The organism is Pelomonas sp. V22 (assembly GCF_030014915.1).
GTDB lineage: Bacteria > Pseudomonadota > Gammaproteobacteria > Burkholderiales > Burkholderiaceae_C > JAUASW01.
Window position 1 is genome coordinate 1,287,380 of record NZ_JAGIXS010000001.1, and the last position, 26,236, is coordinate 1,313,615.

The window sequence follows — 26,236 nt, forward strand, 5'->3', positions numbered from 1 at the left end:
TCAGCCGACGATCTTGGTGGCCGTGCGGTCCAGCTTGGGCGGGTTCTCGAAGGTGTGGAACGGCGCCGGCGACGGCACTTCCCATTCCAGGCCTTCGGCCGCTTCCCAAGGCTTCTGCGGAGCCTTCTCACCCTTGCCGCGCATCAGAGGGACGGCCACGGCGAAGAAGAAGTAGACCTGCATCAGACCGAAACCGAAGGCGCCCACCGAAGCGATCGCGTTGAAGTCGGCGAACTGCATCGGGTAGTCGGCATAGCGACGCGGCATGCCGGCGAGGCCGAGGAAGTGCATCGGGAAGAAGGTGATGTTGAAGGTGATCAGCGAGCCCCAGAAGTGGATCTTGCCGCGTGTCTCCGAGATCATCACGCCGGCCCACTTGGGGCCCCAGTAGTACACGCCGGCGTACAGCGCGTACAGCGAGCCAGCCACCAGCACGTAGTGGAAGTGGGCCACCACGTAGTAGGTGTCCTGCACCTGGATGTCGATAGGCGCCATGGCCAGGATCAGGCCGGTGAAGCCGCCCATCGTGAACACGAAGATGAAGCCCACGGCCCACAGCATCGGGGTCTCGAAGGTCATCGAACCGCGCCACATCGTGGCCAGCCAGTTGAAGATCTTCACGCCGGTGGGCACCGCGATCAGCATGGTCGCGTACATGAAGAACAGCTGGCCAGTCACCGGCATGCCGGTGGCGAACATGTGGTGGGCCCACACGATGAAGGACAGGATGGCGATCGAGGCCGTGGCGTACACCATCGAGGCGTAGCCGAACAGGCGCTTGCGAGCGAAGGTCGGGACGATCTGGCTGACGATGCCGAAGGCCGGCAAGATCATGATGTAGACCTCGGGGTGACCGAAGAACCAGAAGATGTGCTGGTACATCACCGGGTCGCCGCCGCCGGCCGGGCTGAAGAAGCTCGTACCGAAGTGGCGGTCGGTCAGCGTCATCGTGATGGCGCCGGCGAGCACCGGCATCACGGCGATCAGCAGGTAGGCGGTGATCAGCCAGGTCCAGGCGAACATCGGCATCTTCATCAGCGTCATGCCAGGCGCGCGCATGTTCAGGATGGTGACGATGATGTTGATCGAACCCATGATGGACGAGGCGCCGAGGATGTGCATCGCGAAGATGCCGGCATCCATCGAGGGTCCCATCTGCAGCGTCAGCGGTGCGTACAGCGTCCAGCCGGCAGCGGGGGCGCCGCCAGGCATGAAGAACGAGGCGACCAGCATGATGGCGGCGGGGATCATCAGCCAGAAGCTGAAGTTGTTCATCCGCGCGAAGGCCATGTCGGAGGCACCGATCTGCAGCGGGATCATCCAGTTCGCGAAGCCCACGAAGGCCGGCATGATCGCGCCGAACACCATGATCAGACCGTGCATGGTCGTGAACTGGTTGAACAGCTCCGGATTGAAGAACTGCAGGCCGGGCTGGAACAGCTCGGCACGGATGCACAGCGCCAGCACGCCGCCGATCATCAGCATCGTGAAGGCGAACAGCAGGTACAGCGTACCGATGTCCTTGTGGTTGGTGGCGAACACCCAGCGACGCCAGCCCGTGGGGGCGTGGTGATCATCGTGATGATCATGGCCGTGGGCATGAGAGTCGTGACCGTGGGGGTCAAGCACTGCTGACATGTCGATTCCTTAAAGACGTCCGGTGTTCTTACTTGCGGGCGGCCACGACTTCAGCGGGCTGCACGACCTGACCGGTCTTGTTCGACCAGTTGTTCTTGGTGTACGTGATCACGGCGGCGATCTCGGTGTCGCTCAGCTGCTTCCACGAGGGCATGGCCAGGTTGTTCTGACCGTTCAGCAGGACGCCGATCTGCTTGCTCTTGTCGTCGCTCAGCACGACCGGAGAGCCGTCCAGGGCCTTGATCGGGCCGGCCCCCTTGCCGTCAGGCTTGTGGCAGGCGGCGCAGTTGGCAGCGTAGACCTTCTCGCCGCGGGCGAGCAGCTCTTCCAGCTTCCATTCCTTGTTCGGATCATCTGCCTTGGCGGCCATTTCCTTCTTCTTGCCATCGACCCACTTGGTGTAGTCCTCGGCGGACACCACCTTCACGTGGATGGGCATGTAGGCATGCTCCTTGCCGCACAACTCGGCGCACTGGCCGTAGAAGTCGCCGATCTGCTCGGCCTTGAACCAGGTGTCACGCACGAAGCCGGGGATCGCATCCTGCTTGACGCCGAAGGCCGGCACCATCCAGGCGTGGATCACGTCGTTGGCCGTGGTGATGATGCGCACCTTCTTGTTGACCGGTACCACGAGCGGGTTGTCAACCTTCAGCAGGTAGTTGTCGACGGCTTCGGGCTTGCCGGAGTCGGAGGCGACGCGCTGGGCGGTGTCCAGCGTGGCCAGGAAGGAGATGTCCTTGCCTTCGCCGTTGATGTAGTCGTAGCCCCACTTCCACTGGTAGCCGGTGGCCTTGATGGTGATGTCCGAGTTGGTCGTGTCCTTCATGGCGACCACGACCTTGGTGGCCGGCAGGGCCATCAGGATCACGATCACGAAGGGCACGACGGTCCAGGCCACTTCGACCGCCACGCTTTCGTGGAAGGTCGCCGGCACGGCGCCCTTGCTCTTGCGGTGCTTGAAGATGGAATAGAACATCACGCCGAACACGGCCAGGAAGATGGCCACGCAGATGATCAGCATGAAGTTGTGCAGCCACATCTGCTCGGTCGCGATCTTGGTGACCGGCGGATGCAGATTGAGCTGATTGACGGCCGGGCCGCCCGGCAGGTCTTTCACCGCAGGGCCTGCCAGAGCCGCCTGGACGGCTAGCGTGCAGCCCAGGGCCAGCGCCAGCTGACCGATCCGGCGCCCAACTTGATGCACTCGCTCGTTCATCATTTTCATGGTCGTCACTTCAGTTTCAATTTCAAGCCAAGAAGGCCGCTGCGGCCATGCATGATGGCCACAGCGACATCCGTCGTCTAGGGTGCCCCAAGGAGGCTTCTTTGTCTCGTGCGGCGCCCTGCTGATTTACCGGTCGACATGCCGACTGACGTGCCAGGTCTTGACCCGTCCAGCGAGGCGCACAAATGGTCAGCCGCGCATTTTAGCCCACGGCCATGAGCACAACGTGGTCTTGAAGCCCTTGACATGGCTCAGCGCCTTCCTGGTTTGCGCACCATCGCCCTCATATCGTCCAGCGAAACCGCTGTTTCGGCCGCCAGCCGGGCCCTTGGCGCCGGCTTGAAGGCATGACCGTAGATCAGCTCGACCCTGGCCCGCAACAGGCCATCCGCCCCGCGCAACCCCTCGAGCGCCTGCAAGAGGCGCTGCTTCCAGGCCCGGCTGCGCAAGCCCGCAAATCGCTTGGGCGAGACATTGCCGCCCAGCGCGCGCAGGTCGGCCAGCAGGCTCTCGGGGCTGCTCCAGGTCAGGGTCAAGAGTTCCTGATCCATCACCGGGTCGGCAAAGCCGGCCTGCACCAGTTCGTCGCCGATGTCGTGCATGTCGATCCAGGGCGGCGCCGGTTCACCCCAGCCCTCCCGCGCGTAGAGCGGCCGCAGCTCGACGAAGCTGTCCGGCCCCAGGCAGGAGAACATCAGAAAGCCGTCCACGGCCAGCGAACGCTGCCAGGCTTGCAACAAGGCGGGCAACTGGCTGCTGCCGTGCAGGCACATATTGGCCCACAGCAGCTCCGCACCACCGGGCTCGACCTGCTCAGGCCGGAGCTGCTGAGGCAGCTTGCGGCGCAGCAGCTTGTCCACGAAGCCGGCTTGCGGCGCACGGGACTCATCCAGATCGACCCAGACTTGGCGCGCCTGCGGATAGGCCTGGGCCAGATCATCATGGCTGCCGCCGAGCCAGGCGGACCATTGGATGACGGTGGCGGGTTGAAGCTTGATCACCTGCAGCCGCTCCGCCATCCGACCCGACACCTCGCGATTCAGCCAGGGCGCCTCGGCCGCTTTCAGCAGGCGGCGGCGCTGATGTCGCACCGCCAACGAATCAATGCCCACCGTCTTGTCAGTCGCTAGTTCGGAGGGGGGAGAAACCAGGGGCGCCGTCATAGGCCGGAAGTATATTGAGGCGATGCCGGCCGAGCCCCTCGCCCCCAGCAAACCCGCAGCGCTGGAGCGGCTGCTGGCGCGCTGCCCGGGGCAATGTGCGGTCTGCCATGCATGGTCGCCCACGCGCATCTGTGCTGCCTGCCTCCAAGCCCATGTTCGCCCGGGCCAGCGCTGCGAGCGTTGCGCCATCCGGCTGCCCGAGCTCGGCCCGCTGCGCCAATGCGCCCCCTGCCTGCACCAGCCACCGCCGCTGGACCGGAGCATCGCGGCGCTGGACTACGCCTTCCCCTGGAACCAGTTGCTGCAGCGCTTCAAGTTCCATCGAGATTTGGCGTTGCGCCGCCCCTTGCTGGATCGCCTCGACGAAGCGCTCGACGCAGCACTGGCCGAGAGGCCCGACTGGCTGCTTGCCGTGCCCCTCAGCCAGGAGCGCTTGCGCGAGCGCGGCTACAACCAGAGCCACGAGCTGGCCCGGGGCCTGGCACGCCGGCGCGGCCTGCGCTGCGATGCCGGCCTGCTGATGCGCCTGCAGCAAGGACCATCGCAGAGCAGCCTACCCCTTGCTGATCGAGCTGCCAATGTGAAGCACAGCTTCGCCGTGGCCCCGGAGCGCCTGACCGAGGTGCGAGGCGCGCGCATCGCCCTGCTGGACGACGTGATGACCACCGGCGCCACGCTGCTCGAGCTGGCTCGCGTCGTGCGCCAGGCCGGCGCCGTGCGCGTCGAAGCCTGGGTGCTGGCGCGCACGCCGGCACAATGAGGGCATGTTCCATATCGTCCTCGTACAGCCCGAGATCCCGCCCAACACCGGCAACGTGATCCGCCTGGCCGCCAACACTGGCTGCAGCCTGCACCTGATCGAGCCCCTGGGCTTCTCGATGGAAGACAAGCTGCTGCAGCGCGCCGGGCTCGACTATCACGAGTACACGGCCGTGCTGCGTCACGCCAGCTGGCAGGCCTTTCTCGACACCGTGAAGCCCGATCCGGCGCGGCTGTTCGCCTTCACCACCAAGGGCAGTCATCCGTTCGCCGAACAGACCTGGCGCCCCGGCGATTTCCTCGTGTTTGGCTCCGAGACCGCCGGGCTCGCGCCGGCGTTGCGCGACAGCTTCCCGCCCGAGCAGCGCGTGCGCCTGCCGATGCGGCCGGACCAGCGCAGCCTCAACCTCAGCAACAGCGTGGCCGTGGCGGTGTTCGAGGCCTGGCGTCAGAACGACTACGAGGGCGCCGCCTGAAGCCGGCTTTCAGTGCTCCGAGCGCGCCTGACGGCCCATCAAGGCGTCGACGGCATCGAGCACGCTCAAGCGCCCTTCCAGCACCTCGACCACGGCGGCCGTGATCGGCATCTCAACGCCCTTGCTGCGGGCCCGCGCCAGCACCGTCGGCGCGCTGTAGACGCCCTCGGCCACATGCCCGAGGCGCTGCAGGATCTGCGTCAGGTCCAGGCCCTCGGCCAGCATCAGGCCGACCCGGCGGTTGCGTGAGAGGTCGCCGGTGGCGGTCAGCACCAGATCGCCCATGCCTGAGAGCCCCATGAAGGTCTCGGTGCGCGCGCCGAGGCTCTGGCCCAGCCGCAGCATCTCGGCCAGGCCCCGGGTGATCAGGGCCGCACGGGCGTTGAGCCCCGGCGCCTGCGAGGCATTGCCCAGGCGCTCGGCGCGCAAGCGCAGGCCATCGGCAATGCCCACGGCGATGGCCATCACGTTCTTGACCGCCCCGCCCACCTCCACGCCCACCGGGTCGTTTGAGCTGTAGACGCGCATGCGCTCGCCGTGGAAGGCTTCCAAGCCGAGCTGGGCCAGGGCCGCATCCTCGCTGGCGGAGACCAGGGCGGTGGGCTGCCCGGCCGCCACTTCCTGTGCAAAGCTGGGGCCGGAGAGCACGCCCACGCGCAGCCGAGGCTGCACGGCACGGGCGATCTCGTGGCCCAGGAGCCCGGTGCCGGCCTCGAAGCCCTTGCAAAGCCACATCACGGCCGCGCCGTCGGGCAGGCGGGCCAGCATGCTGCGCAGCGCCGCCATCGGCGTGGCCACGATCAGCAGTTCCCCAAAGGCCAGGGCCGCCTCGAAATCACTCGTGAGCTGCAAGCCCTCGGGCAGTTGCGCCTCCGGCAGGTAGCGGCTGTTGCAGCGGCTGGCCTGCATGGCGGCCACGGCCGCTTCCTCGCGGGCCCACAGCATCACCTGATGGCGGGTGGCCGCCTGGATGGCCAGGGCCGTGCCCCAGGCACCGGCACCGAAAACCGTGATCTTCATGGCACTCGCTCCCTCCTAGAACGACAAAGCGCGCCGCGCGTCAGCGTGGCGCGCTCCCAGGCGCAGGGCCAGACTGCTATCAGTTCAGCGTAGCGTCGGCCGGGGCGGCCTGCTCTTGCTGCAGACGGGCTTGCTGCTGGGCTTCGAACATGGCCTGGAAGTTCACTTCGGTCAGCAGCACCGGCGGGAAGCCAGCGCGGGTGCAGACGTCGGAAACGATGGCACGCAGATAGGGGTACAGCATCTGCGGGCAGACGATGCCGATGATGCCTTCCATCTGCTCGGCCGGCACGTTGCGGATCTCGAAGATGCCGGCCTGCTTGGCCTCGACCAGGAACAGCGTGCGATCGCCGACCTTGGTGTTGACCGTGGCGGTCACGCAGACTTCAAAGAAGCCCTCTGCGGCCGGCTCGGCCGACAGGGTCAGGTTGATGTCGATGTTGGGCTGGGTCTGCTCCAGCAGGATCGCCGGCGAATTCGGCTGCTCCAGCGACAGATCCTTCAGGTAGATGCGCTGGATCTGGAACACGGGGGTGTTGTTCTCGTCGGCCATGATGTCTCTCAAGCAAAAGTAAAGCCCGCCGGAAGGGTTGGCGGGCAGTGGGCGCAATTATGGCGCAGGCGCCAAACGCTTCGTCACGGGGCTTGCCCCCTCTTGCAAACGCGTGAGCCGCCCACAAGGGCGGCGTCAGAGGGTCAGGCGGCCTGCAGCAGCGGCTGCAGCTCGCCGCGATGGTCCAGGGCAATCAGCTCATCACAGCCGCCCACATGGGTGTCACCGATGAAGATCTGCGGCACCGTGCGGCGGCCGGTCAGGGCGACCATGCTGTCACGCTGGGCCGGGTCCAGATCGACGCGAATCTCCTCGATCTGCTCGACGCCGCGCTGCTTCAGGAGGCTCTTGGCCCGCACGCAGTAGGGGCAGACCAGGGTGGTGTACATCTTCACGCGACTCATCGCGAATCCATCCTCAAGGACAAAACAGGAAGGGCAACCCGGCTTCAGCCGGCGCTGCGCTCGGTCGGCAGGTTGGCTTCGCGCCAGGCCTTCAGGCCACCGGCCACCGGCTGGGCCTTTTCATGACCCAGCTTGCGCAGCATGCCAGCAGCACGCGCCGCGCGTGCGCCGGTCTGGCACATCACCACGATGGGCAAGGCCTTGTTGGAAGGCAGTTGCTTGTGACCTTCGAGTGTGCTCAGGGGGATGTTGCGGGCGCCGCTGGCATGGCCGGCCGCGAACTCCTCGACCTCGCAGACATCAATCAGCACCGCCTTCTCGCGGTTGATCAGGCGCACCGCCTCGGCCGGGGCGACGCCGCCGCCCGCCTTGCTCAGCGAGGGCCACAGCAGCAGGCCGCCAGAGAGGACGGCGGTCAGCAGGAGGTACCAGTGTTCGAGCAGGAAGTTCAAGAGCGATGCCCCAAAGCAAAAGGAGCGGGATTATAGGAATCCCGCTCCAGTACCCGCACGACGCGGGATTTTTGGCCTCAAGCCAATTTGAAGGTCGACACCGCCGTTTGCAGGCTGCGCGCCTGCTGCTCCAGGCTGGAGGCGGCAGCAGCGGCCTGTTCCACCAGGGCCGCATTCTGCTGCGTCATCTGGTCCAACTGAGTGATGGACTGGTTGACCTGGCCAATGCCCTGGCTCTGCTCGGACGACGCCGCCGTGATCTCGCCGATGATGTCCGAGACCCGCTGCACGCTGGCCACGATCTCGGTCATCGTCGAGCCGGCATCCTCCACCAGGCGGCTGCCCGACTCGACCTTCTCGACGCTGGCGCCGATCAGGCCCTTGATCTCCTTGGCGGCCTCGGCACTGCGCTGGGCCAGCGAGCGCACCTCACCGGCCACGACCGCGAAGCCACGCCCCTGCTCACCCGCACGCGCCGCCTCGACGGCCGCGTTCAGCGCCAGGATGTTGGTCTGGAAGGCGATGCCGTCGATCACGCCAATGATGTCGTTGATCTTCTTGGAGCTGGTGTTGATCTCGTTCATCGTCGAGACCACCTGGGACACCACCTCGCCGCCCTTCTGCGCCACCGCCGCCGCCGAGCCGGCCAACTGGTTGGCCTGGGCCGCCGCATCGGCGCTCTGGCGCACGGTGTCGGTCAGGGTCTGCATGTTGCTGGAGGTCTGCTCCAGCGAGCTGGCCTGCTTCTCGGTGCGCACCGAGAGGTCCTGGTTGCCGACGGCAATCTCGCGCGAGGCCACCGTCATTGAATCGGTACCGGTGCGCACATTGGCCACGATGCCAGCAAGCCCGCGCGACATGTCGCGCACCGCCGCCAGCAGGCTCTGGTCGGCGCCCGGGGCGACGACGATGTCTTGCGAGAGGTCACCGTCCGCCATGTGGCGCATCACGTCGCGCGCATATTCGGGTTCGCCGCCGAGCTGGCGCCACACGCCGCCGATCACCAGGAAGGACCCGAGGCCCAGGCACAGCACCACGACGACGCCGCTGATCACGATCGCCCAGAGGCTGGACGACACGCCGGCCTGCGCCTTGTTCAGGCCCTCGTCGAAGCCCTCGCTGGCGCCCTTGCGGACCTTGGCCAGCGTGCCTTCGAGCTGCTTGAGCGAGCCCTGCATCTTGGCAATCGCGCCGCCCTGGTCGCCCTGCTTCATGCCCATGAACATCTGGGCCGTGTCGACCGAGGCTGCGAAATAGGCTTCGAAGTCCTTCTTGAGCGCGGCAGCTGGTTCCTGCTTGCCGTCGATCTTGGCAATCGTGTCCAGGATCTTGCGCAGGCCTGTTGCGCGCTCATTGGCCTCGTCCAGGCGCTTCTTCTCGCCCTCGGCCACGGCGCTCTGTATCGTCGAGCCCAGGGCCTCCAGCTGCGACCCGAACTGGGTGGTCGAATCGAGGTAGGGATAGTCCACCGTACCGACCGACGTGATCGCATCCGATGTGCGCGAGGAATACAGCAACACCACGATGATGCCGATGGCGAATATGCCGGCAGCCAGGAAGGGCAGCAGCCAGATCCGGGTCTTCACATTCATCTCTTGTCTCCATCCAACAAGGAAGCGCAAGGCCCCTGCCCTGCGCTCCCGTTTCCCAGCGACCTTATTGATTGAGCGCGACGGCGCTCAATCGACGCTCAGTACCACCTTGACCGTGCCATCCACGGCGGACTTCTCGATATAGCCTATCGCGTCCGGATTGGCTGCGACAAACTTTTTCACCTCGGCCGAGCTGGCCATTTCCTTGGGCGGCGTGCCCTTGCCGCTGAACACGATGCGCGACCAGGCCGCCTTCACCTGGGCCGCCTGCTTGCCCGTGACCTTGGTGTAGAAGTGCTCGCGCACCGCCGCGCTTTCGGCCTGGTCCACGGCGGCTGCTGTGGCCCCGCTGGGCAGGGTGTTGCTCTTGCCCAGGAAGATGCTGGCCACCTGGTCGGCCGTCATGCTGGCCGTGGCACTCTTGCTGTTGACGATCACGGCCACCTGGGCCTGGGCGCCGAGGCTGGCCAGGGCCAGTCCGGCAAGGGCGGCCAAACGCTTGAACTTGGTCATGCTGTGCCTCCCTGGATCAGAACACCATGTCCACAGCCAGGCTGTAGACAGTGACGCGGTTGTTGAAAGTGCTCGGCACATTGATGAAGAAGCCCGGCCCCTTGGGCGTGATCCGTTCCAGCTGCGCCTTGACAGCCACATTGCGGTAGGCATCCCAGCGCACACCGGCGGCCTGGGTCTTCTGCTCCTTGTACTGGCCTGCCACCACGCCGTCCACGCCGGCCTTCAGCGCATTCAGCGTCGGGCTGGCGCCGACCGGAATGGTGTTGTTGACATTGCTGTCCTGCTGCTTAATCTGCGAGACGGTGGCATAGGGCGTGAACTTGCCGAAGCGGTGGCCCACGGTCAGGTACCAGGCATTGGTGTCGGGCACGTAGGTGGCCGTGCGGCGCTGCGTGTACTCGAAGTTGGCCAGCCATTCGCCCTGGTCCCAGGCCAGGCCCACGCCGGCGAAGCTGGCATCCTTCTTGTTCGGGTCGAGCTGGTCGCCCACCGAGCTCACGGCCGCGATGGGCACCGAGCGCAGCGTGGCGGTCAAGCCATTCAGGCTGGCCGATTTCACGGTCAGCTTGCCTCGCACATAGCCCACGCGCAGCGTCAGGCCCCCTTCCATTTCCAGCGTGCCGTTGAAGCCCTTCATGCTGGTGAAATCCACGTCGGTGCGCTGCACCACGGCGTTGGACTTGCCAACGAACAGCTGGGCCGACAACGAACCCAGGCCCGTGTTGGTCTGGAAGATCATGTCGCCGCCGTCGAAGCGGCTGATCGGCACCTGGCCGTAGACATCCAGCGGCGGACGCAGCCAGGTGTTGGCATAGCCCACGTCACGGAAGTCCGACACCGCGAAGAACGGCGCGCCCATGCGGCCGAGGCGGAAGGACAGCGAAGGCATCACCTGCGCCTTGGCGAAGGCCCATTCGACCTCCGGGTTGAAGTTGCCGTCGCCGTTCTGCTTGGACAGCACCTGCACGGTGCCCGAGAACATCTGGTTGGCCTTGGCCGTGAGTTGCACGCCGAGCTTGCTGTCGACCTCGCCGCTCCAGCTCTTGCTGGCCCCGCGGTTCTGGCCGGTCATGGCGTATTCGCCAATGCTCGAATTGGTACCGGTAGCGCCGAGGGTGGCAAAACCTGAAAAGGTGAAGGGGCTATCGCCGCCCTGTGCCTGGGCACCCGCACAGGCCAGAACGGCCATTCCCAACGGCGCCAGGCGCCACTTGCTCTTCTTCTGCATGCTCTGTCTCCTGCTTAAAAAAACCAGAACAAATTGACGCCCCGCGCACAAGCGCGCGGGTGTCGCCCGAATCGATACTAGAACGATCAACACCTTGCGGCTTGCGAATCGTCATCTCGCTGAGCGTTTGTGGGTGACGGGCAACGGGCCAAGGCACAAGTCCACACTTGGGGCCTCGATAGAATCCGCCCCAGCCCAGAAATCGGGCGGCATCCCCCTCGTGACCGACATGTACAAGCTCGTGCTCATTCGCCACGGCGAATCGACCTGGAACCTCGAAAACCGCTTCACCGGCTGGACCGATGTAGACCTGACCCCCACGGGCGTTGCCCAGGCCCAGCAGGCCGGCCGCCTGCTGAAGGAAGCGGGCATGGATTTCGACGTGACCTACACCTCGGTGCTCAAGCGCGCCGTCTGGACGCTGTGGCACTGCCTGGACCAGATGGACCGCACCTGGCTGCCGGTGATCCACGAATGGCGCCTCAACGAGCGCCACTATGGCGGCCTGCAAGGTCTCAACAAGGCCGACATGGCCAAGCAGTACGGCGACGAGCAGGTGCTGATCTGGCGCCGCAGCTACGACACGCCGCCGCCGGCCCTCGAAGCCAGCGACCCGCGCAGCGAGCGCGGCGACCTGCGCTACGCCGGCCTCAAGCCCGAGCAGATCCCGCTGACCGAATGCCTGAAGGACACCGTGGCCCGCGTGCTGCCGGCCTGGAACGAGGTCTTCGCGCCGGCCATCAAGGCGGGTCAGCGCGTGCTGATCGCCGCCCACGGCAACAGCATCCGCGCCCTGGTCAAGTACCTGGACGGGATTGCCGACGACGCCATCGTCGGCGTCAACATCCCGAACGGCATCCCGCTGGTCTATGAGCTGGACGAGAACCTGAAGCCGATCAAGAGCTACTACCTGGGCGACGCCGAGGCCGCCGCCAAGGCCGCAGCGGCGGTGGCCAACCAGGGCAAGGCTTGAGGCTGGACGGCGCACTGCAATGGCAAAGGGCCGGCAGACGCCGGCCCTTTGCTGCCCTCGAAGCGCTCACTCCGAGGGCGTTGAGTGGACGTCAGCTTTCAACGCCATTCATGCGCTGTTCAGCCATCACTTCTCGGGCATCGCCGAGGAATGGTGATGAGCAATCAGCCAGCCGCCGTCCTTGAACTCGTAGACGAAGCTGTAGCGTGCGCTGACCTTGCTGCCGTCCTTGAAGCTGAAGGTGTAGGTGCCGACGTCGGTGGCGAGGTTGCAGCCGATCTTGACGAAGCGGCGGTCGATCTTGCCCTGGGGCTTCTTCTGCAGGAAGCTGACGAAGTAGTCGCGGATCTCCGCAGGGTTGCCGCGCGGCTGGTTGGACACCGTGGGCAGCAGCACGCCGTCGGTGGCGTAGTTGGCCACCACGCGGTCCGGGTCCAGCGTGGCCAGCGAGGCGTTCCAGCGGTCGAACAGCGCGGCGACCTGGGCCTCGTCGGCGCTGGCGCACGATGCCGTGCGAGCCTGCGCCGAGGCACTCAGCAGGGCGGCACCCAGGATCAGCAGGGGCTTCTTGATGCTCATCTCTCTCACTCCTCATGGATTGGACATGCCGATGCGGCATGCCTTCCATGCTGGGCTCGCGTGATGAACAGCGGCCGTTGGCCTCGATGAAGCCGGGCTGACGCTCAGATGAACAAAGGCTGAACGAGCGGCCCGACCTCAGGTGGCCTCGTCGTCGATCTTGTAGCCCACGCCGCGCACCGTCTTGATCAGGGCGAGGGCATGGCCTTCATCGACCTTCTGGCGCAAGCGGCGGACATAGACGTCGACCACATTGGTCAGCGGGTCCTCGTTCGCGCCCCAGACGTTGGAGAGGATGCGCTCGCGGCTGAACACGCGGCCCGGCGAGCTCATCAAGAGCTCGAGGAAGGCCAGCTCGATGGCGGTCAGCACGATGGGCTGCTCGGCGCGCGTGACCTTCATGCGCTGGCGGTCCAGGCTGAGGTCGGCCACGCGCAGGGCCGCGACCACGGCCTGGGTCTCGCGCGAACGGCGCCGCAGCGCCTCCAGGCGCACGATCAACGCGTCGAACGCAAAGGGCTTGGTCATGTAGTCGTCGGCCCCGAGGCGCAGGCCGGCCACCTTGTCTTCCAGCGATCCCATCGCCGTCAGCATCAGCACCGGGATCTGCGAGCCCTCGCTGCGCAGCGTCTGCAGCAGGTCGAGGCCCGGCAGGCCGGGCAGCATCACGTCCATCACGATCAGGGTCCAGTCCTGGCCGCGCGCCAGCGCGAGCCCGTCGGGCCCGTTGCGCGCCACCGTGACCGCATAGCCCTCGGCCCCCAGGCCGCGCTCCAGGAAATCCGCCACGCGGCTGTCGTCCTCAACGATCAAGAGTCGCATCCTTATCGCTCCTTGTTGTAGTTGTGATGCCAGGCTCGGCCCAGGGCAGCAGCAGGCTCACGCGGGTGCCTTGGCCGGCCTGGCTGTCGATGTCTATGCAGCCGCCGTGAGCCTGGACGATGGCCTGCGCAATGGGCAGGCCGAGGCCCAGGCCGTCCGGCCGGTGGGCGCGCGCCGTCTCGCCTCGGAAATGCCGCTCGAATACCTGGCCCAGCTCCTCGCGCGCAATGCCTATGCCCTGGTCGCGCACCGTGATGTGCAGGCCGGCCTCGCCGGGCCGTGCCAGCAGCTCGAACCGGCCGCCCCGGTAGGAATAACGCTGGGCGTTGTCCAGCACGATGTTGATGGCCTGCAGCAGGCGCTGCGGGTCGCCGTCAATCAGCGCGGGGCTGCCAGGCTCCAGGCGCCAGGCGAAATGCCGCCCCGCAGCGCCAGCGCGGGACCCGGCCTGCTCGCAGCATTGCTGCAGCAGCGCGCGCCAGTCGAGCGGCTCGCGCCGCATCACCAGTTGCTCAAACTCGCTGCGGGCCAGCAGGGTCAGGTCCTCCACCACATGGCTGAACTGGCCGACGATGGCCACGATGCGGCGCAGGGCGTCCTGGTAGGTGGCCGAGGGCTTTTCGCCGCCGCGCAGCGCCACCTCGGCCTCGCCGCGTATGGCCGTGGCCGGCGTGCGCAGCTCATGGCTGACCTCGGCAAAGAAGCGGCGCCGGCGCAGATCCAGCGCCTGCAGCGTTTCATGCGCGGCCCGCAGCTCGGCCGTGCGCGACTGCACCTCTTCCTCCAGCCGCATGCGCGCCGCCTGCTCCTGCATGCGGCGCAGCTGCAGCTCGGCGGCCATGGCATTGAAGCTGCGCGCCACGTCGCCGAATTCGTCGAGCTGGCGCTCCGGGATGCGATGGTCGAGATCACCGCTGCGCAGCGCCAGCGCGCCGAGCGTCAGGTCGTCGATGGGCGTCTTGAGCCGGCGCATGAAGTAGCCCGCCAGCACGGCCGCCAGCAGCAAGGCCGTGACGCTGAGCACGGTGACCACGCTGCGCACCGTGGCCAGGGCCTGGTCGGCAGCGCGGCGCGAGGCCTGGGTGGCTGCGCGCTCGGCCTCGATCTCGGCATTGAGCAGGCGCCGCAGGTCCTGCCCCTGCGACTCATTGAACAAGGCCGCCAGCTGGCGCCAGGCCACGATGGCATCGGCATCGGGCGCCAGCGGGCGCACGGTGGCCAGCACGCGGGCCAGCTCGGCCAGGTGGCGCTCCAGCACATCCAGCGAGCGCTGACGGGCCTCGCGGCGGCCCGGCTCACCCAGCTCGGTTTCCAGGCCATCGAGCTCGCTGGACAGCGCATGCAGGCGTTGCAGCCCGGTGCGCATCTCGGCCAGCAGCTGGTCGCGACCTTCGGGCGGGGCATCGGCAGCCAGCAGCAGTTGCGCGGTCCAGCTGCGCAGCCGCTGCTTGTTCGCCGAGATCTCGACCAGGTCGCGCAGGATGTCGCTGGTCAGGCGGCCACGCTGCACCTGCTGATGGGCGCCCACAGCGCGGCGCCGCCCTCCACCAGGGCGAGCAAGCCCAGCACGGCGATGGCAAGCAACAGGCGGACGCGGAACATGCGCGCACTCTAAGTCGCCCCCCGCAGCGCCAGCGCGAACAATAGTTTGGCAAACGAAACTGCGCCTCATGCCCTGTCTATCATCGGCAGCCAGCATGCCCAGATTCGCCGCCAATCTCAGCTTCCAGTATGTGGAGCATCCGCAGTTCCTGGATCGTTTCGCCGCCGCAGCGGCGGACGGCTTCGACGCCGTCGAATACCTGTTCCCCTACGATCACCCAGCCTCGCAGCTGGCCGAACTTCTGGCCCGGCTGCAACTGCAGCAGGTGCTGTTCAACGCGCCGCCCGGCGACTGGCAGGCCGGCGAGCGCGGCCTGCTGTGTCGACCGGAGCGCGAGCAGGACTTCGAGCGCAGCCTTGCCCCGGCGCTCAGCCATGCCCAGGCGCTGGCCTGCAGGCAGGTGCACCTGATGTCGGGCCTGCTGCCCCCCGGCCACAGCCGCGAGCAGTTGAAGCCGCTGGTCGTGGAGCGTCTGCGCTGGGCCTGCGAGCAAGCGGCCGCCGCCGGCGTCACGCTGCTGCTGGAGCCCATCAACGGCCGCGACATGCCGGGCTATTTCCTGAACCGCCAGGACCACGCGCTGGAGCTGATCGAAGCCGTGGCCGCGTCCAACCTCAAGCTGCAGATGGACTGCTACCACTGCCAGATCGTCGAGGGCGATGTGGCCACCAAGCTGCGCCGCGCGATGGCGCTGGGCGTGCTCGCTCATGTGCAAGTGGCTGGCGTGCCGCTGCGCCAGGAGCCGGACCAGGGCGAGCTGCGTGTGGAGTACTTGCTGGAGTTGCTCGACGAGCTCGGCTACCAGGGCTTCGTCGGCTGCGAGTACCGGCCGCGCGCCGGCACCTCGGCAGGCCTCGGCTGGCTCAGGCGCTGGATGCCCCTCCAGAAATAAAAAGCCCGCCGGCAAAGCGGCGGGCTGGTTGCTCAAGACGAGCGGGACGCTCAGAACTCGTAGCGGGCCGTGATGCGCGCGGAGCGCGGGGCCTGGAAGTCCGTGGGCTGGCGGTAGTTCGGATTGAACTTCACGCTGGCCTGGTCGGCGGGCTTGGCGCTGTACTGCAGGTCGGTGTTGGCGCGGCTGAAGTCCTTGCCCTGGTTGACCTCGGTGTAGCGCTGCGCATTGAACAGGTTGAACACATCCAGCTGGAAGGTCAGCTTGCCATCGGCCAGTGCGGGCATGAAGGCAATGTTGAGGTTGGCCGAGTAGGTCCAGGGCGTGTTGCCCATGGTGCCGCGCTGCGTCAGGTGCGTCTTCTTGTCGTCGCCCAGGCAGTAGTAGGACGAAGCGCTGCCGTAGTCCTTGGACCCTTGGTGCTGGTCGGTCTTGGCGTAGTCGGCCACCGTGTTGGGGACGAAGCCATTGCAGCTGGTCGGGCGCCCCGCACTGGCGATCACGTTGCCACCGACACGCCAGCTGTCGCTCAGCTGGTAGACGCCGTAGGCCTTCAGCACGTGGCGGCGGTCGTTGGGCCCGGGGCCATCGCTGCCGTGGGTGAAGGAGGCGAAGTCGAAGTCCTGCGTCGCGCCGGCGTCGACCTGGTTCAGGTCGGACTGCACATAGCCCTCGGCCGTGCCCGTCTGCTTGGACCAGACGTAGGAGCCGCCGAGGCTCCACTGCCCGTCAAAGCGCTTGTCGAGCGAGAACTCCAGCGCCTTGTAGTTGCGCTTATAGGCCAGCATGTCGAAGTACTTGGCCGGGATGGTGACCTGCTTGAGATTGCCGTCGTTCTCCAGGTCCAGCTTCAGCGAGACGTCGCGCCCGGGGTTGATGATGATGCAGGTCGGCTCGACCTTGCCCACGTACTTCTTGTAGCCGTTGTCCTGGGCCCATTGCTTCTGCGGCAGGCCGCCGCAGAAGTCGTCCATGCCGTTCTTGACCTTGCGCAGCACGCCCTTGACACCAACGGTCCAGTCCTTGTTCAGCGCCTTCTGCAGGCCGAGGATCATCTCGTCCTGGTACATGGGCTTGAGCTTGGTATCGGACAGCGTGGCCGGATCGGCCGCATGCAGCTCGCGGGTGCCGGTCTCGCTGTCCTTCTTCAGTCCGAGCGGCGCGCCGGTCTTGGGGTCCTTGCCGGTGAAGGTGTAGAAGGCCTCTGCAAACGCCTCGGCCCGCGAGATGCGGATGTTGGTGTTGGAGGCCACCGGGATGTAGTACCGGCCGGCATTGCCGTAGACCTTGAGCGAGGCATCGCCATTGACGTCCCATGACGCGCCGAAGCGGGGTGCCAGCAGCTTGGTCGCCTTGACGAAGCTGGTGCCATCGCCGGTCCGGTTGTCGAAGGTCTCGTTGCGCAGGCCGCCATAGAGCAGCCAGTTCTTGTCGACCTTCCAGCTGTCTTCCAGGTAGGCGGCCGTGTTGCGGACCTCGTAGGTGCCCGAGGTTGAGGCGCTGAACCATTCGCGCACGTACTGCTGACCCTTGGGCACCAGGTTGGGCTTGGCGCCGGTGCCGCTGTCGAAGTAGCGCCAGTACTGGCCGGTACCGCCGATGTAGGTCGAGCCCGCCGCACTGGACGTGAACTTGACCGCGTCGTAGCCGGCCCGCAGCGTATGGTTGCCCAGCACGTATTCGGCATCGAGGCGGAACGCGCGGCGCTCATCGGTATCGAAGCGCGGCGCCTTGGTATCGCGCTCCGTCACCGCCAGGGCCGGGTTCCAGCAACCCACGATGGTGGGGAACGGGTCATAGACACGCGGGCAGCCCGGCACGATGTCCTGGCTGTAGAAGGTTCGGTCCTGCTTGTTGTCGACCTTGCCACCGAGCAGCGACAGCGTGAGGTTGTCGCTGGCAAAGACCGTGTACTTGCCGATCAGCACGGTCGAGCCGCCCTCGGTCACGCCACGGTCCAGCGGGCCGTAGTTGTTGGTGAGATGGCTGGTCATGTACCAGCGGCTGTCGTTCAGGACGTCGACCGAGGTGCCGGCCGGCGCGTCGGCCAGCTTGTTGTGCAGGTAGGTGTCGCGGGTCGAGCGGGACTTGGCCGAGATCGCGGTCAGCTCGAACTGGTTGCGCTCGTCCGGCGCGAAGTCCAGCTTGATCATGCCGTTGGGCACATTCGAGGTCTCGTGATAGCTGCTGGTCGAGCTGTAGCGGTCCAGCTTGTTGTCGCGGCCCTCGATCAGGCCGAACACGAACAGCTTGTCCTTGATGATGGGGCCGCCCAGGTACAGGTTGTAGCTGAGCTGGTCGGTCTTGTTGGCCGAGGTGAAGCGCGTATAGGCCAGCTTCTTGGTCAGCGGGCTGGCGTTGTCCGTGTTGTAGTCCAGCACATCGGTGCCGGTCGCGCGCAGGAAGTCCGGGTTCCAGTAGACCGAGGCGCCCCCCTTCCATTCATTGGTGCCGCGCTTGGTCACCAGCGAGAGCACGCCGCCCAGCGAGCGGCCGTACTCGGCGCCATAGCCGCCACTCTTGATCTGCTGCTGCGCAATCGCGTCGAAAGGCAGGCTGGCGTAGGACAGGAAGTTGCGGATGTTGGTGACATCGAAACCGTTGATGTAGTAGCCGTTCTCGGCCACCGAGGCGCCCGAGAACACCGGCAGGTTGCCACTGCCCAGGCCACCATCGCCCTTGTTGACGCCCGGCGCCAGCTGCGCCACAGCCTCGATGGAACGAGCCACCGGCAGCGAGCGCAGTTGCTCGGCCGTGAACACGGTGCTGCTTTCCACGCTGTTGACGTCGATGCTGCGTTGGCGGTTGCCCACCACGTCGACCCGCTCCAGCTCGGCATTCAGCAGCGACACGCTGCTGCCGCTGCCGATGATGATCTGCACCTCACGGCTGATGCCGTCGGCGGTGACCCGGTACTTGCCAGGCTGCAGCTTCGAGAAATAGAACTGCCCGTCGCGACCGGCTGACACGGTGCGCTGCTGACCACTTTCCAGGTTCACGACGATCACCGTCGCGCCGGCCTTGCTCTGGCCGGTCAGGCTGCCTTCGGCGCTCTGGGCCATCACGCCACCGGCACAGGCCAGGCTCACGGCCAGCGCCAAGGCACTGTGCCGCAGCACCGCACCGGCAGACATGCCACTGCTCTTGCTCATTGCTCTTCCTCCGTTAGTCACGAGGCCTGCGGCTGACTTCCAGCCCATGCTCAAAGGCACGGTATGCAGACCGGGAGGGCGATTTGAGTACGCAGCACTGTGACGCCCCGCCCCTCCAAAAGGGGTGGTGAGCGATTCAGCAACTCAGGGGCAGTCCCTACTTGACCGTGACGCTGATCATGAAAGTTATGAAATCAGCGTCATGACAACGAAAGTGCGCAGCAGGACTGCTTTCGATCAGGCATCAACCAGAGCCTGCGTCAGCAGTGGCACGACCGACACCGCATTGCTTTCGTGCGGCACCGAGTTGCTGCTCCAGACCTGGCGCACACCGGCGGCCTTCAGCAGCGGCAGCGCATCGCCATTGAAGAGCGCGTGCGTGACCGCCACGTCCACCGAGCTCGCGCCGCGCGCCAGCAACTGCTCGGCCGAGCCGATCAGGGTGCGGCCGGTCGAGGCCATGTCGTCGAGCAGCACGACGGCCCGGCCGCGCACCTCGCAATCGGGCAGGGCCAGCGTCACCTGATGATCGCCATGGCGCACCTTGCGGCCAACGGCATGGTCCAGGGCGCCGGCCAGCGCCGCCTCGCTCACCCATTGGCTGGATTCCTCGTCCGGCCCGATCAACAAGGCATCGGGCACGTGCTTGGCAATCCAGGCCCCAAGCACCGGCGCGGCCGACAGCGCGACGCCAACGCCCGGCGGCATCACTTCGTCCAGGCTGGCGATGCGGTGCAGATGCGGATCGATGGTGAGCACGCGGTCGAAATGGGCGGCCAGCAGGCGCGCGATATGCCGCTGGCTCACCACCTCGCCTGGCGTGAACTCCATGTCCTGGCGCATATAGGCCAGGTAGGGCGACACCAGCAGCAGCTCGCGTGCGCCGAATTCCCGTGCCGCAGGCGCCGCGACCAGGAGCTCAACCAGCTTGTCATTGGGCTGCTGCAGGCCACGCAACAGGATCACCCGCGCCGGCAAGGGCTTGGGCAGCACCAGGCGCAGCTCGCCGTCCGGGAAGCGGTGCACGCGGACGAAGGCCAGCGGCACGGCCAAGGCAGCAGCCAGCTCCTCAGCCAACGCACGTTCGTCTTCGAAGGCCAGCAGCAGGGTCGATGAGGTCATGGTTCAGAGCGAGAACTGAGAGCCGCTCGCAAATTCGTGCGGCAGTTGATCGGCCGCGCCGATGCTGCAACCGGAGTCCTTGGCCGCATGGGTGCGGGCGAACTCGAGGTCGGCATCGAACTGGGCATGGATGCGGTACAGCGGCTCACCGGCACGCACCGGATCGCCAAGCTTCTTCAGGAGGTCAAGGCCCGCGCCGGCCACCTGCGGCGCGCCGGCCAGGCGGGCGATGCGGGCGATGCGCAGGTTGTCCAGGCCCACGATCACGCCATCAGCGGCGGCCCTGACCTCGTGCGTCAGTGAGCCCAGCAGCGGCGGTTCGGCTCGGCGGCCCTGGGCGTCGATGATGGCGTTGAACTGGGCCAGCGCGCGGCCCGAGTCGAGGATGTCGCGGGCAATCTGGTAGCCCTGACCACCGCGCACGTCGGGGTCGAACTCGATCATGCGGGCGGCCAGGCGCAGCGCCTTCTGGCGCAGGTCCTGCGGCGCGCCGGCCTCGCCCTGCAGCACGGCCATCACGTCGCGCGCCTCCAGCACCGGGCCGATGCCGGCGCCGATCGGCTGGCGGCCGTCGCTAAGCACCACGTCAAGCTGCAGGCGCAGATGGCCGGCCACGTACTCGAACAGCTTCTTGAGCCGCTGCGCCTCTGCCATCGAGCGCACCTTGGCCGTGGGGCCGACCGGAATGTCGAGCACCAGGTGGGTGGCGCCGGCGGCCACCTTCTTGCTGAGGATCGAGGCCACCATCTGGCCCGGCGAGTCGATCGACAACGGGCGCTCGACCGAGATCAGGATGTCGTCGGCGGGCGAGAGGTCGGCCGTGCCGCCCCAGGCCAGGCAGGCCCGGGTCTGGCGCACGATCTCGACCATGCGCTCGAAGTTCAGCTCCACATTGGCGAGCACCTCCATCGTATCGGCGGTGCCGGCCGGCGAGGTGATGGCGCGCGAGCTGGTCTTGGGGCACAGCATGCCGTGCGCCGCCACGATGGGCACCACCAGCATCGAGGTGCGGTTGCCGGGGATGCCGCCGATGCAGTGCTTGTCGACCACCAGGCCGGCGCCGACCTGGTGCTGCCAGTCGAGCCGACGGCCCACGGCGATCATCGCCTCGGTGAGGTGCAGCACCTCCTCGCGGTCGAGCTCCACCTGGTTGGTCGCCACCACGAAGGCGGCCAGCTCGATCTTGGAATAGCGGGCCGAGGCCACGTCGCGGATGATGGCGGCCAGGTCCTCGCGGCCCAGGCGCTCGCCATTGATCTTGCGGCGCAGCGCGGCGATCGAGGCTGGCGGCTCGGCATGCGCAATGCTGGCGCTGTGGCCCTCCTGCACGCCCAGGCGCTGGAACGCGTCCTCGCTGAGGCCCAGCTCGCAGTTGCTCACGATGCGCTCGTCATCGACCACATTGAGCACCGCCAGAATGGTCTGCCCATTGGCATGGATCTCGACCTTGGACAGCGCCTGGAAGCCGGCCGCCCGTGCCACCGGGCAGTCGCGGTGCAGGTAGGCCACGTTCTCGCGCCAGGTGTCGATGCCGACACGGCGGATCTGCAGCGAAGGGACGTTCATGACTGCACTTTAAGCTCGTCGGCCAGCAGCTCCCTGACATGTTCCGACAGCGCGCGGCGGTCCGCATGGGCGGTTTCCAGCGGCGTCAGCAGCTTCAGCTCGCAGCCCTGGCCGCGCGCGCTGGCAATGGCCCAGACGCTTTGCGCCAGCGTCATGTCGCCGATGAAGCGCAGCGGCGTGCTGAAGCGCTCGCCCGGCCCGTGCCAGCGCAAGAGCAGCGGCTGTATCGGCACCTCGGTGGCGATGGCCGCCTGCAGCAGGTTGGCATGGAAGGGCAGCAGTTCGGGGCCGGGGCCGGTCGTGCCCTCGGGGAACACGGCGACCGTGTCGCCCTCCTTCAGCGCCGCCGCGGTCTGGTGCACCACGCGCAAGGCATCACGCTTGCTGCTGCGCTCGATGAAGAGCGTGCCGGCCGCCTCCACCAGGGCGCCGACCAGCGGCCAGTGCTTGATGTCGGCCTTGGAAACGAAGCGCGCCTCGGGCATCACCGCATGCACGGCGGCGATGTCGAGCCAGGACACATGGTTGGCCAGCACCAGCTTGGCACCGGGGCGCGGCGTGCCGCTGCGCTTCAGCTCGATGCCAAGGATGGCCAACGTCTTGGCCGACCAGGCCTGGATGGCACCATGCCGACCGGCCTGATCCAGGCCCTTGAAGCGGACGTGCACCATCCAAAGCCCGCCGCCCACGTGGGCGATCAAGCGGAGCAGGCGCCAGACCGCGAGCATCAGCGGCTCTCGTCCGTCTCGTAGGCCAGATGGCCGGCCACCAGGGTGTAGCGCACCTGGGCCGGCAACTCGAAGCCGGTGATCGCATAGGCGAACGGCGTGTGCTTGCCCTGGCTCACCAGCCGCTCGGGCGTGACCGACCAGGAGGCCTTGGCATCGAACACGCAGACGTCGGCCACGCCGCCCTCGACCAGTCGGCCGGCGCTGTCGGCGAGCGATCCCAGCGCCGTGCCGAGCACGCGCACCGGCGCAGCGGTGATCACCGCCAGCGCCTTGGGCAGCGGCAGCTTCTCGTCCTCGGCCCAGCGCAGGGCCAGGCTCAGGAGCAGCTCCAGACCGGTGGCGCCGGGCGTGGCCTCGGCGAACGGCAGGTTCTTCTCGTCGGCGGTGACCGGGTTGTGGTCGCTCACCAGCGCGTCCAGCGTGCCATCGGCCAGGCCGGCGCGCAGCGCGGCGCGGTCACGGCCCTGGCGCAGCGGCGGCGACAGGCGCAGCGACGAATCGAAGTAACCGATGTCCACGTCGCTCAGGTGCAGCGAGTTGACCGACACATCGGCCGTCACGGGCAAGCCTTCGCGCTTGGCGGCGCGCACGAGCTCGACGCCCGCACCGCTCGAGATGCGGCACAGGTGGACCCGCGCGCCCGTGGCCCGCATCAGCTCGAAGATGGTGTGCAGGGCCACGGTCTCGGCCGTGACCGGCACGCCCGAGAGGCCGAGGCGCGTGGCCACCGCGCCACTGGCCGCCACACCGCCGCCGAGCCAGGGGTCCAGCGGATGCAGCCAGACCGTGTAGCCGAAGGTGGCGGCGTACTGCAGCGCGCGCTGCAGGAACTGCGTGTTCTTGATCGGCGATTCGGCCTGCGAGAAGCCGACGCAGCCGGCCTCGGTCAGCTCGGCCATCTCGGTCAGCTGCTCGCCGGCCAGGCCGCGCGTCAGCGCGCCGAGCGGGAACAGGCGGCAGCGGCTCAGCTTGCGGGCGCGCAGTTTGAGCATCTCGACGAGGCCCGGCTCGTCCAGCGCCGGGTCGGTGTCGGGCGGACAGACGAGGCTGGTCACGCCACCGGCTGCGGCCGCGTTCAGCTCGCTCTCCAGCATGCCTTCGTGCTCGTGCCCGGGTTCGCGCAGGCGTGCGGCCAGGTCCACGAGGCCCGGTGCGACGACCAGGCCCGCAGCGTCGATCACGCGGTCCGCTTCGAAGTCCTTCACCTCGCCGATGCCGACGATGCGGCCGGCGGCAATCGCCAGGTCACCGACCTGGTCCAGGCCCGAGGCGGGGTCGATCAATCGACCATTCTTGATGAGGATCTTCATGCTTCGTTCCCTGCCAGGATGCTCATGACGGCCATGCGGACCGCGATACCGAAGGTCACCTGCGGCAGGATCACGCTTTGCGTGCCGTCGGCCACGGTGGAGTCGATCTCCACGCCGCGGTTGATCGGGCCCGGGTGCATCACGATGGCATCGGGCTTCGCGAGCGCCAGCTTCTCGGGCGTCAGGCCGAAGTTCTTGAAAAACTCGCCGGCGCTCGGCAGCATCGCGCCGTTCATGCGCTCGTTCTGCAGGCGCAGCATGATGATCACGTCGGCGTCCTTCACGCCTTCGGCCATGTCGTTGCAGACGCGCACGCCCATGTCCTTCAGGTCGCCCGGCACCAGGGTCTTGGGACCCACGGCGCGGATCTCGGGCACGCCGAGGATGCTGAGCGCATGGATGTCGGAGCGGGCCACGCGCGAGTGCACGATGTCGCCGACGATGGCCACCGTGAGCTTGGTGAAGTCCTTCTTGTAGTGGCGGATCGTGTACATGTCCAGGAGGCCCTGCGTCGGATGCGCATGGCGCCCGTCGCCGGCATTCACCACATGCACATGCGGCGCGCAGTGCTGGGCGATCAGGTAGGGCGCACCGCTCTCGCTGTGGCGCACCACGAACATGTCGGCATGCATGGCGCTGAGGTTGGCCACGGTGTCGAGCAGGGTCTCGCCCTTGGCGGTGGAACTGCGCGCGATGTCCAGGTTGATCACGTCGGCCGAGAGCCGCTTGGCCGCGATCTCGAAGGTGGTGCGGGTGCGCGTGCTGTTCTCGAAGAACAGGTTGAACACCGACTTGCCGCGCAGCAGCGGCACCTTCTTCACGTCGCGGTCGTTGACCGAGAGGAAGGTGCCGGCCGTGTCGAGGATCTGGTGAATGATGGCCGCAGGCAGGCCTTCGGTGGAGAGCAGGTGGATCAGCTCGCCATGCTTGTTCAGCTGGGGATTGCGTTTACTGAGCACCGGCGCCTCCCTCGGTCACGTCGAATGTGAAAGCCCCCGTCTCGGTCTTCGCAAGGCGCAGGCGCTGGGCTGGTGCCAGCGCGACGCGCGCGGCCGAGAACACCGGTTCGATCGGCAGCTGGCGGCCGCCCCGGTCCACCAGCACGGCCAGCGTCACGCTGGCGGGGCGGCCGAAGTCGAACAGCTCGTTGATCACGGCCCGGGTCGTGCGGCCGGTGTAGAGCACGTCGTCGATCAGGAGGATGTGGCGGCCTTCCACCTCGAAGGGCAGGCGCGTGTGGTCGGCGCTCGCGCTCATGCCCTTGGTGCCGAAGTCGTCGCGGTGCAGCGAGCTGGAGATCACGCCATGGTCGGCGAGGCCCAGGTCGGCGGTCAGGCGCTCGGCCAGCCAGGCGCCGCCGGACCAGATGCCCACGAGGGCGGTGTCGGGTTGAAGCAGCTTCTGCACGCCCTTTTTGAGGTCGGCGTAGAGCGCTTCGGCATCAAGAAGCAGGGTGGTCATGGATGCTCTCGGAAGAATTGTTCGAGTATCAGCGCGGCGGCAGCGGAATCGAGGTCGCGCGCGCCCTGGGATTCGGCTTCAACGCTGGTGTAGCGCTCGTCCACCTCGTAGACCGGCAGGCGGAAGCGGCCCTTCAGCTGGCGGCCGAAGCGGCGCGCGCGCAGGGTGATCTCATGCTCGGCGCCATCGGGGTGGAAGGGCACGCCGATCACCAGCGCATCGGGCTGCCATTCCTTCACCAGCTTCTCGATGGCGGTGAAACGGGCGTCGCCTTCCACATGGATGCTTTTGAGCGGCTCCGCCCGGCCGGTGAAACGGCTGCCCGTGGCCACGCCGACACGCTTGGTGCCGAAATCAAAAGCCAGCAGGGATTGGGGAGCGGCAGCGGGAGAGGGCACCGCAGTCATGCGTGGCCCGCCTCCAGGCTCAGCATGCGGGGGTCGATGCCGAGCAGGCCCAGGGCGCGTTCGTAGCGCTCTTCCACCGGCGTCTCGAAGATGATCTCGGGCGCCGCGTCGACGGTGAGCCAGCCATTGCGGCCGATTTCCTCTTCCAGCTGGCCGGCGGCCCAGCCGCTGTAGCCGAGGGTGATCAGGAGCTTCTTGGGGCCGGCGCCGTTGGACAGCGCTTCCAGCACGTCGCGGCTGGTGGTCATCTCGAGGCCGCCGGGCACGGCCAGCGTGGCGTTGTAGTGGTTGCCCTCTTCGTCCAGCGGCTCATGCAGCACAAAGCCGCGCTCGGTCTGCACCGGGCCGCCGTAGAACACCGGCGAGGCGGCGAGTTCTTCCCGATCCAGGCTGAGATCGACCTTGGCAAACAGATGGCCGAGCGTCAGCGAGATCGGCTTGTTGATCACGAGGCCGAGGGCCCCCTTCTCGTTGTGCTCGCACATATAGACCACGCTGCCGGCGAACGCATCGTCGGCCATGCCGGGCATGGCGATCAAAAACTGGTTCGTGAGGTCTATGCGTTCTTGGGCCATGGCCGGCATTTTAAGGC

At 66.9% G+C, this 26,236-nt stretch carries 26 protein-coding genes; 4 read left to right on the top strand and 22 right to left on the bottom strand.

Going from position 1 to position 26,236, the window contains the following annotated elements:
* The 3 genes from ctaD to J7U46_RS05870 form a co-directional block, all read right to left on the bottom strand.
* Positions 1-1,638 (bottom strand): cytochrome c oxidase subunit I, encoded by a 1,638-nt coding sequence (gene ctaD / locus J7U46_RS05860; protein ID WP_282823881.1) that lies wholly within the window; start codon positions 1,636-1,638, stop codon positions 1-3.
* 28 nt (positions 1,639-1,666) lie between these two features.
* Positions 1,667-2,863, bottom strand: coding sequence for a cytochrome c oxidase subunit II (coxB, locus tag J7U46_RS05865; RefSeq protein ID WP_282823882.1), 1,197 nt, complete (start codon positions 2,861-2,863; stop codon positions 1,667-1,669).
* 251 nt (positions 2,864-3,114) lie between these two features.
* Positions 3,115-3,954, bottom strand: coding sequence for a biotin synthase (locus tag J7U46_RS05870; protein ID WP_282823883.1), 840 nt, complete (start codon positions 3,952-3,954; stop codon positions 3,115-3,117).
* 94 nt (positions 3,955-4,048) lie between these two features.
* Between J7U46_RS05870 and J7U46_RS05875 the strand changes: the two genes are divergently transcribed.
* Together J7U46_RS05875 and trmL are read left to right on the top strand one after the other, a co-directional pair.
* The gene (locus J7U46_RS05875) at positions 4,049-4,786 is read left to right on the top strand and encodes a ComF family protein (RefSeq protein WP_282823884.1); all 738 of its coding nucleotides are present in this window, start codon (positions 4,049-4,051) and stop codon (positions 4,784-4,786) included.
* A gap of 4 nt (positions 4,787-4,790) precedes the next feature.
* A complete protein-coding gene (trmL, locus tag J7U46_RS05880; protein ID WP_282823885.1) occupies positions 4,791-5,261 on the top strand; it encodes a tRNA (uridine(34)/cytosine(34)/5-carboxymethylaminomethyluridine(34)-2'-O)-methyltransferase TrmL in 471 nt (156 codons plus the stop codon).
* Positions 5,262-5,270: 9 nt separating this feature from the next.
* Here the strand turns inward: trmL and J7U46_RS05885 are convergent, their stop codons facing one another.
* The 7 genes from J7U46_RS05885 to J7U46_RS05915 form a co-directional block, all read right to left on the bottom strand.
* On the bottom strand, positions 5,271-6,281 hold the full coding sequence (locus tag J7U46_RS05885) for an NAD(P)H-dependent glycerol-3-phosphate dehydrogenase (RefSeq protein WP_282823886.1): 1,011 nt from the start codon (positions 6,279-6,281) through the stop codon (positions 5,271-5,273).
* A gap of 79 nt (positions 6,282-6,360) precedes the next feature.
* Entirely contained in the window at positions 6,361-6,834 is a 474-nt protein-coding gene (gene secB / locus J7U46_RS05890; RefSeq protein ID WP_282823887.1) for a protein-export chaperone SecB, read from the bottom strand.
* A 143-nt stretch (positions 6,835-6,977) separates the two neighbouring features.
* Positions 6,978-7,238 (bottom strand): glutaredoxin 3, encoded by a 261-nt coding sequence (grxC, locus tag J7U46_RS05895; protein WP_282823888.1) that lies wholly within the window; start codon positions 7,236-7,238, stop codon positions 6,978-6,980.
* A 44-nt stretch (positions 7,239-7,282) separates the two neighbouring features.
* Positions 7,283-7,690: a rhodanese-like domain-containing protein gene (locus J7U46_RS05900; protein WP_282823889.1), complete on the bottom strand. Its 408-nt coding sequence runs from the start codon at positions 7,688-7,690 to the stop codon at positions 7,283-7,285.
* Positions 7,691-7,767: 77 nt separating this feature from the next.
* Positions 7,768-9,282 carry a methyl-accepting chemotaxis protein gene (locus tag J7U46_RS05905; RefSeq protein WP_282823890.1) on the bottom strand — a complete coding sequence of 505 codons (1,515 nt, stop codon included), beginning with the start codon at positions 9,280-9,282 and terminating at the stop codon, positions 7,768-7,770.
* An 87-nt stretch (positions 9,283-9,369) separates the two neighbouring features.
* Positions 9,370-9,795, bottom strand: a complete 426-nt coding sequence (locus J7U46_RS05910) for a hypothetical protein (RefSeq protein WP_282823891.1) — start codon at positions 9,793-9,795, stop codon at positions 9,370-9,372.
* 16 nt (positions 9,796-9,811) lie between these two features.
* Positions 9,812-11,026, bottom strand: a complete 1,215-nt coding sequence (locus tag J7U46_RS05915; RefSeq protein WP_282823892.1) for a porin — start codon at positions 11,024-11,026, stop codon at positions 9,812-9,814.
* A gap of 229 nt (positions 11,027-11,255) precedes the next feature.
* Between J7U46_RS05915 and gpmA the strand changes: the two genes are divergently transcribed.
* Positions 11,256-11,999 carry a 2,3-diphosphoglycerate-dependent phosphoglycerate mutase gene (gpmA, locus tag J7U46_RS05920; RefSeq protein ID WP_282823893.1) on the top strand — a complete coding sequence of 248 codons (744 nt, stop codon included), beginning with the start codon at positions 11,256-11,258 and terminating at the stop codon, positions 11,997-11,999.
* Positions 12,000-12,125: 126 nt separating this feature from the next.
* Here the strand turns inward: gpmA and J7U46_RS05925 are convergent, their stop codons facing one another.
* The 3 genes from J7U46_RS05925 to J7U46_RS05935 all read right to left on the bottom strand — a co-directional run bounded on the left by J7U46_RS05925 (position 12,126) and on the right by J7U46_RS05935 (position 14,928).
* Entirely contained in the window at positions 12,126-12,578 is a 453-nt protein-coding gene (locus J7U46_RS05925) for an SgcJ/EcaC family oxidoreductase (RefSeq protein WP_282823894.1), read from the bottom strand.
* 138 nt (positions 12,579-12,716) lie between these two features.
* A complete protein-coding gene (locus J7U46_RS05930) occupies positions 12,717-13,400 on the bottom strand; it encodes a response regulator transcription factor (RefSeq protein ID WP_282823895.1) in 684 nt (227 codons plus the stop codon).
* Positions 13,381-14,928, bottom strand: a complete 1,548-nt coding sequence (locus tag J7U46_RS05935; protein ID WP_282823896.1) for an ATP-binding protein — start codon at positions 14,926-14,928, stop codon at positions 13,381-13,383. Before J7U46_RS05935 ends, J7U46_RS05930 begins: the two co-directional genes overlap by 20 nt.
* A gap of 169 nt (positions 14,929-15,097) precedes the next feature.
* On the opposite strand from J7U46_RS05935, the gene otnI reads away from it, so the two are divergent.
* Positions 15,098-15,895, top strand: a complete 798-nt coding sequence (gene otnI, locus J7U46_RS05940) for a 2-oxo-tetronate isomerase (protein WP_282823897.1) — start codon at positions 15,098-15,100, stop codon at positions 15,893-15,895.
* Between the two features lie 50 nt (positions 15,896-15,945).
* Here the strand turns inward: otnI and J7U46_RS05945 are convergent, their stop codons facing one another.
* The 9 genes from J7U46_RS05945 to J7U46_RS05985 all read right to left on the bottom strand — a co-directional run bounded on the left by J7U46_RS05945 (position 15,946) and on the right by J7U46_RS05985 (position 26,228).
* The gene (locus J7U46_RS05945) at positions 15,946-19,047 is read right to left on the bottom strand and encodes a TonB-dependent receptor (protein WP_282823898.1); all 3,102 of its coding nucleotides are present in this window, start codon (positions 19,045-19,047) and stop codon (positions 15,946-15,948) included.
* A 237-nt stretch (positions 19,048-19,284) separates the two neighbouring features.
* A complete protein-coding gene (locus J7U46_RS05950; RefSeq protein WP_282823899.1) occupies positions 19,285-20,169 on the bottom strand; it encodes a ribose-phosphate diphosphokinase in 885 nt (294 codons plus the stop codon).
* Positions 20,170-20,172: 3 nt separating this feature from the next.
* Positions 20,173-21,735: a thymidine phosphorylase family protein gene (locus J7U46_RS05955; RefSeq protein ID WP_282823900.1), complete on the bottom strand. Its 1,563-nt coding sequence runs from the start codon at positions 21,733-21,735 to the stop codon at positions 20,173-20,175.
* Complete coding sequence (locus J7U46_RS05960; protein WP_282823901.1) at positions 21,732-22,463, bottom strand: lysophospholipid acyltransferase family protein; 732 nt, start codon at positions 22,461-22,463, stop codon at positions 21,732-21,734. Before J7U46_RS05960 ends, J7U46_RS05955 begins: the two co-directional genes overlap by 4 nt.
* Entirely contained in the window at positions 22,463-23,776 is a 1,314-nt protein-coding gene (locus tag J7U46_RS05965; RefSeq protein ID WP_282823902.1) for a dihydroorotase, read from the bottom strand. The genes J7U46_RS05960 and J7U46_RS05965 overlap by 1 nt, the downstream gene beginning before the upstream one ends.
* Positions 23,773-24,735, bottom strand: a complete 963-nt coding sequence (locus tag J7U46_RS05970; RefSeq protein ID WP_282823903.1) for an aspartate carbamoyltransferase catalytic subunit — start codon at positions 24,733-24,735, stop codon at positions 23,773-23,775. The genes J7U46_RS05965 and J7U46_RS05970 overlap by 4 nt, the downstream gene beginning before the upstream one ends.
* Complete coding sequence (pyrR, locus tag J7U46_RS05975; RefSeq protein ID WP_282823904.1) at positions 24,725-25,237, bottom strand: bifunctional pyr operon transcriptional regulator/uracil phosphoribosyltransferase PyrR; 513 nt, start codon at positions 25,235-25,237, stop codon at positions 24,725-24,727. The genes J7U46_RS05970 and pyrR overlap by 11 nt, the downstream gene beginning before the upstream one ends.
* A complete protein-coding gene (gene ruvX / locus J7U46_RS05980) occupies positions 25,234-25,644 on the bottom strand; it encodes a Holliday junction resolvase RuvX (protein WP_282823905.1) in 411 nt (136 codons plus the stop codon). Before ruvX ends, pyrR begins: the two co-directional genes overlap by 4 nt.
* Positions 25,641-26,228 carry a YqgE/AlgH family protein gene (locus J7U46_RS05985; protein WP_282823906.1) on the bottom strand — a complete coding sequence of 196 codons (588 nt, stop codon included), beginning with the start codon at positions 26,226-26,228 and terminating at the stop codon, positions 25,641-25,643. The genes ruvX and J7U46_RS05985 overlap by 4 nt, the downstream gene beginning before the upstream one ends.
* Between the last annotated feature and the right edge of the window lie 8 nt (positions 26,229-26,236).

Coding starts and splice junctions, on each gene's coding strand:
- ctaD (WP_282823881.1), bottom strand. CDS start 1,638: ATGTCAGCAGTGCTTGACCCCCACGGTCACGACTCTCATGCCCACGGC.
- coxB (WP_282823882.1), bottom strand. CDS start 2,863: ATGAAAATGATGAACGAGCGAGTGCATCAAGTTGGGCGCCGGATCGGT.
- J7U46_RS05875 (WP_282823884.1), top strand. CDS start 4,049: ATGCCGGCCGAGCCCCTCGCCCCCAGCAAACCCGCAGCGCTGGAGCGG.
- trmL (WP_282823885.1), top strand. CDS start 4,791: ATGTTCCATATCGTCCTCGTACAGCCCGAGATCCCGCCCAACACCGGC.
- J7U46_RS05885 (WP_282823886.1), bottom strand. CDS start 6,281: ATGAAGATCACGGTTTTCGGTGCCGGTGCCTGGGGCACGGCCCTGGCC.
- secB (WP_282823887.1), bottom strand. CDS start 6,834: ATGGCCGACGAGAACAACACCCCCGTGTTCCAGATCCAGCGCATCTAC.
- grxC (WP_282823888.1), bottom strand. CDS start 7,238: ATGAGTCGCGTGAAGATGTACACCACCCTGGTCTGCCCCTACTGCGTG.
- J7U46_RS05905 (WP_282823890.1), bottom strand. CDS start 9,282: ATGAATGTGAAGACCCGGATCTGGCTGCTGCCCTTCCTGGCTGCCGGC.
- J7U46_RS05910 (WP_282823891.1), bottom strand. CDS start 9,795: ATGACCAAGTTCAAGCGTTTGGCCGCCCTTGCCGGACTGGCCCTGGCC.
- J7U46_RS05915 (WP_282823892.1), bottom strand. CDS start 11,026: ATGCAGAAGAAGAGCAAGTGGCGCCTGGCGCCGTTGGGAATGGCCGTT.
- gpmA (WP_282823893.1), top strand. CDS start 11,256: ATGTACAAGCTCGTGCTCATTCGCCACGGCGAATCGACCTGGAACCTC.
- J7U46_RS05925 (WP_282823894.1), bottom strand. CDS start 12,578: ATGAGCATCAAGAAGCCCCTGCTGATCCTGGGTGCCGCCCTGCTGAGT.
- J7U46_RS05930 (WP_282823895.1), bottom strand. CDS start 13,400: ATGCGACTCTTGATCGTTGAGGACGACAGCCGCGTGGCGGATTTCCTG.
- otnI (WP_282823897.1), top strand. CDS start 15,098: ATGCCCAGATTCGCCGCCAATCTCAGCTTCCAGTATGTGGAGCATCCG.
- J7U46_RS05945 (WP_282823898.1), bottom strand. CDS start 19,047: ATGAGCAAGAGCAGTGGCATGTCTGCCGGTGCGGTGCTGCGGCACAGT.
- J7U46_RS05950 (WP_282823899.1), bottom strand. CDS start 20,169: ATGACCTCATCGACCCTGCTGCTGGCCTTCGAAGACGAACGTGCGTTG.
- J7U46_RS05955 (WP_282823900.1), bottom strand. CDS start 21,735: ATGAACGTCCCTTCGCTGCAGATCCGCCGTGTCGGCATCGACACCTGG.
- J7U46_RS05960 (WP_282823901.1), bottom strand. CDS start 22,463: ATGCTCGCGGTCTGGCGCCTGCTCCGCTTGATCGCCCACGTGGGCGGC.
- J7U46_RS05965 (WP_282823902.1), bottom strand. CDS start 23,776: ATGAAGATCCTCATCAAGAATGGTCGATTGATCGACCCCGCCTCGGGC.
- pyrR (WP_282823904.1), bottom strand. CDS start 25,237: ATGACCACCCTGCTTCTTGATGCCGAAGCGCTCTACGCCGACCTCAAA.
- ruvX (WP_282823905.1), bottom strand. CDS start 25,644: ATGACTGCGGTGCCCTCTCCCGCTGCCGCTCCCCAATCCCTGCTGGCT.
- J7U46_RS05985 (WP_282823906.1), bottom strand. CDS start 26,228: ATGCCGGCCATGGCCCAAGAACGCATAGACCTCACGAACCAGTTTTTG.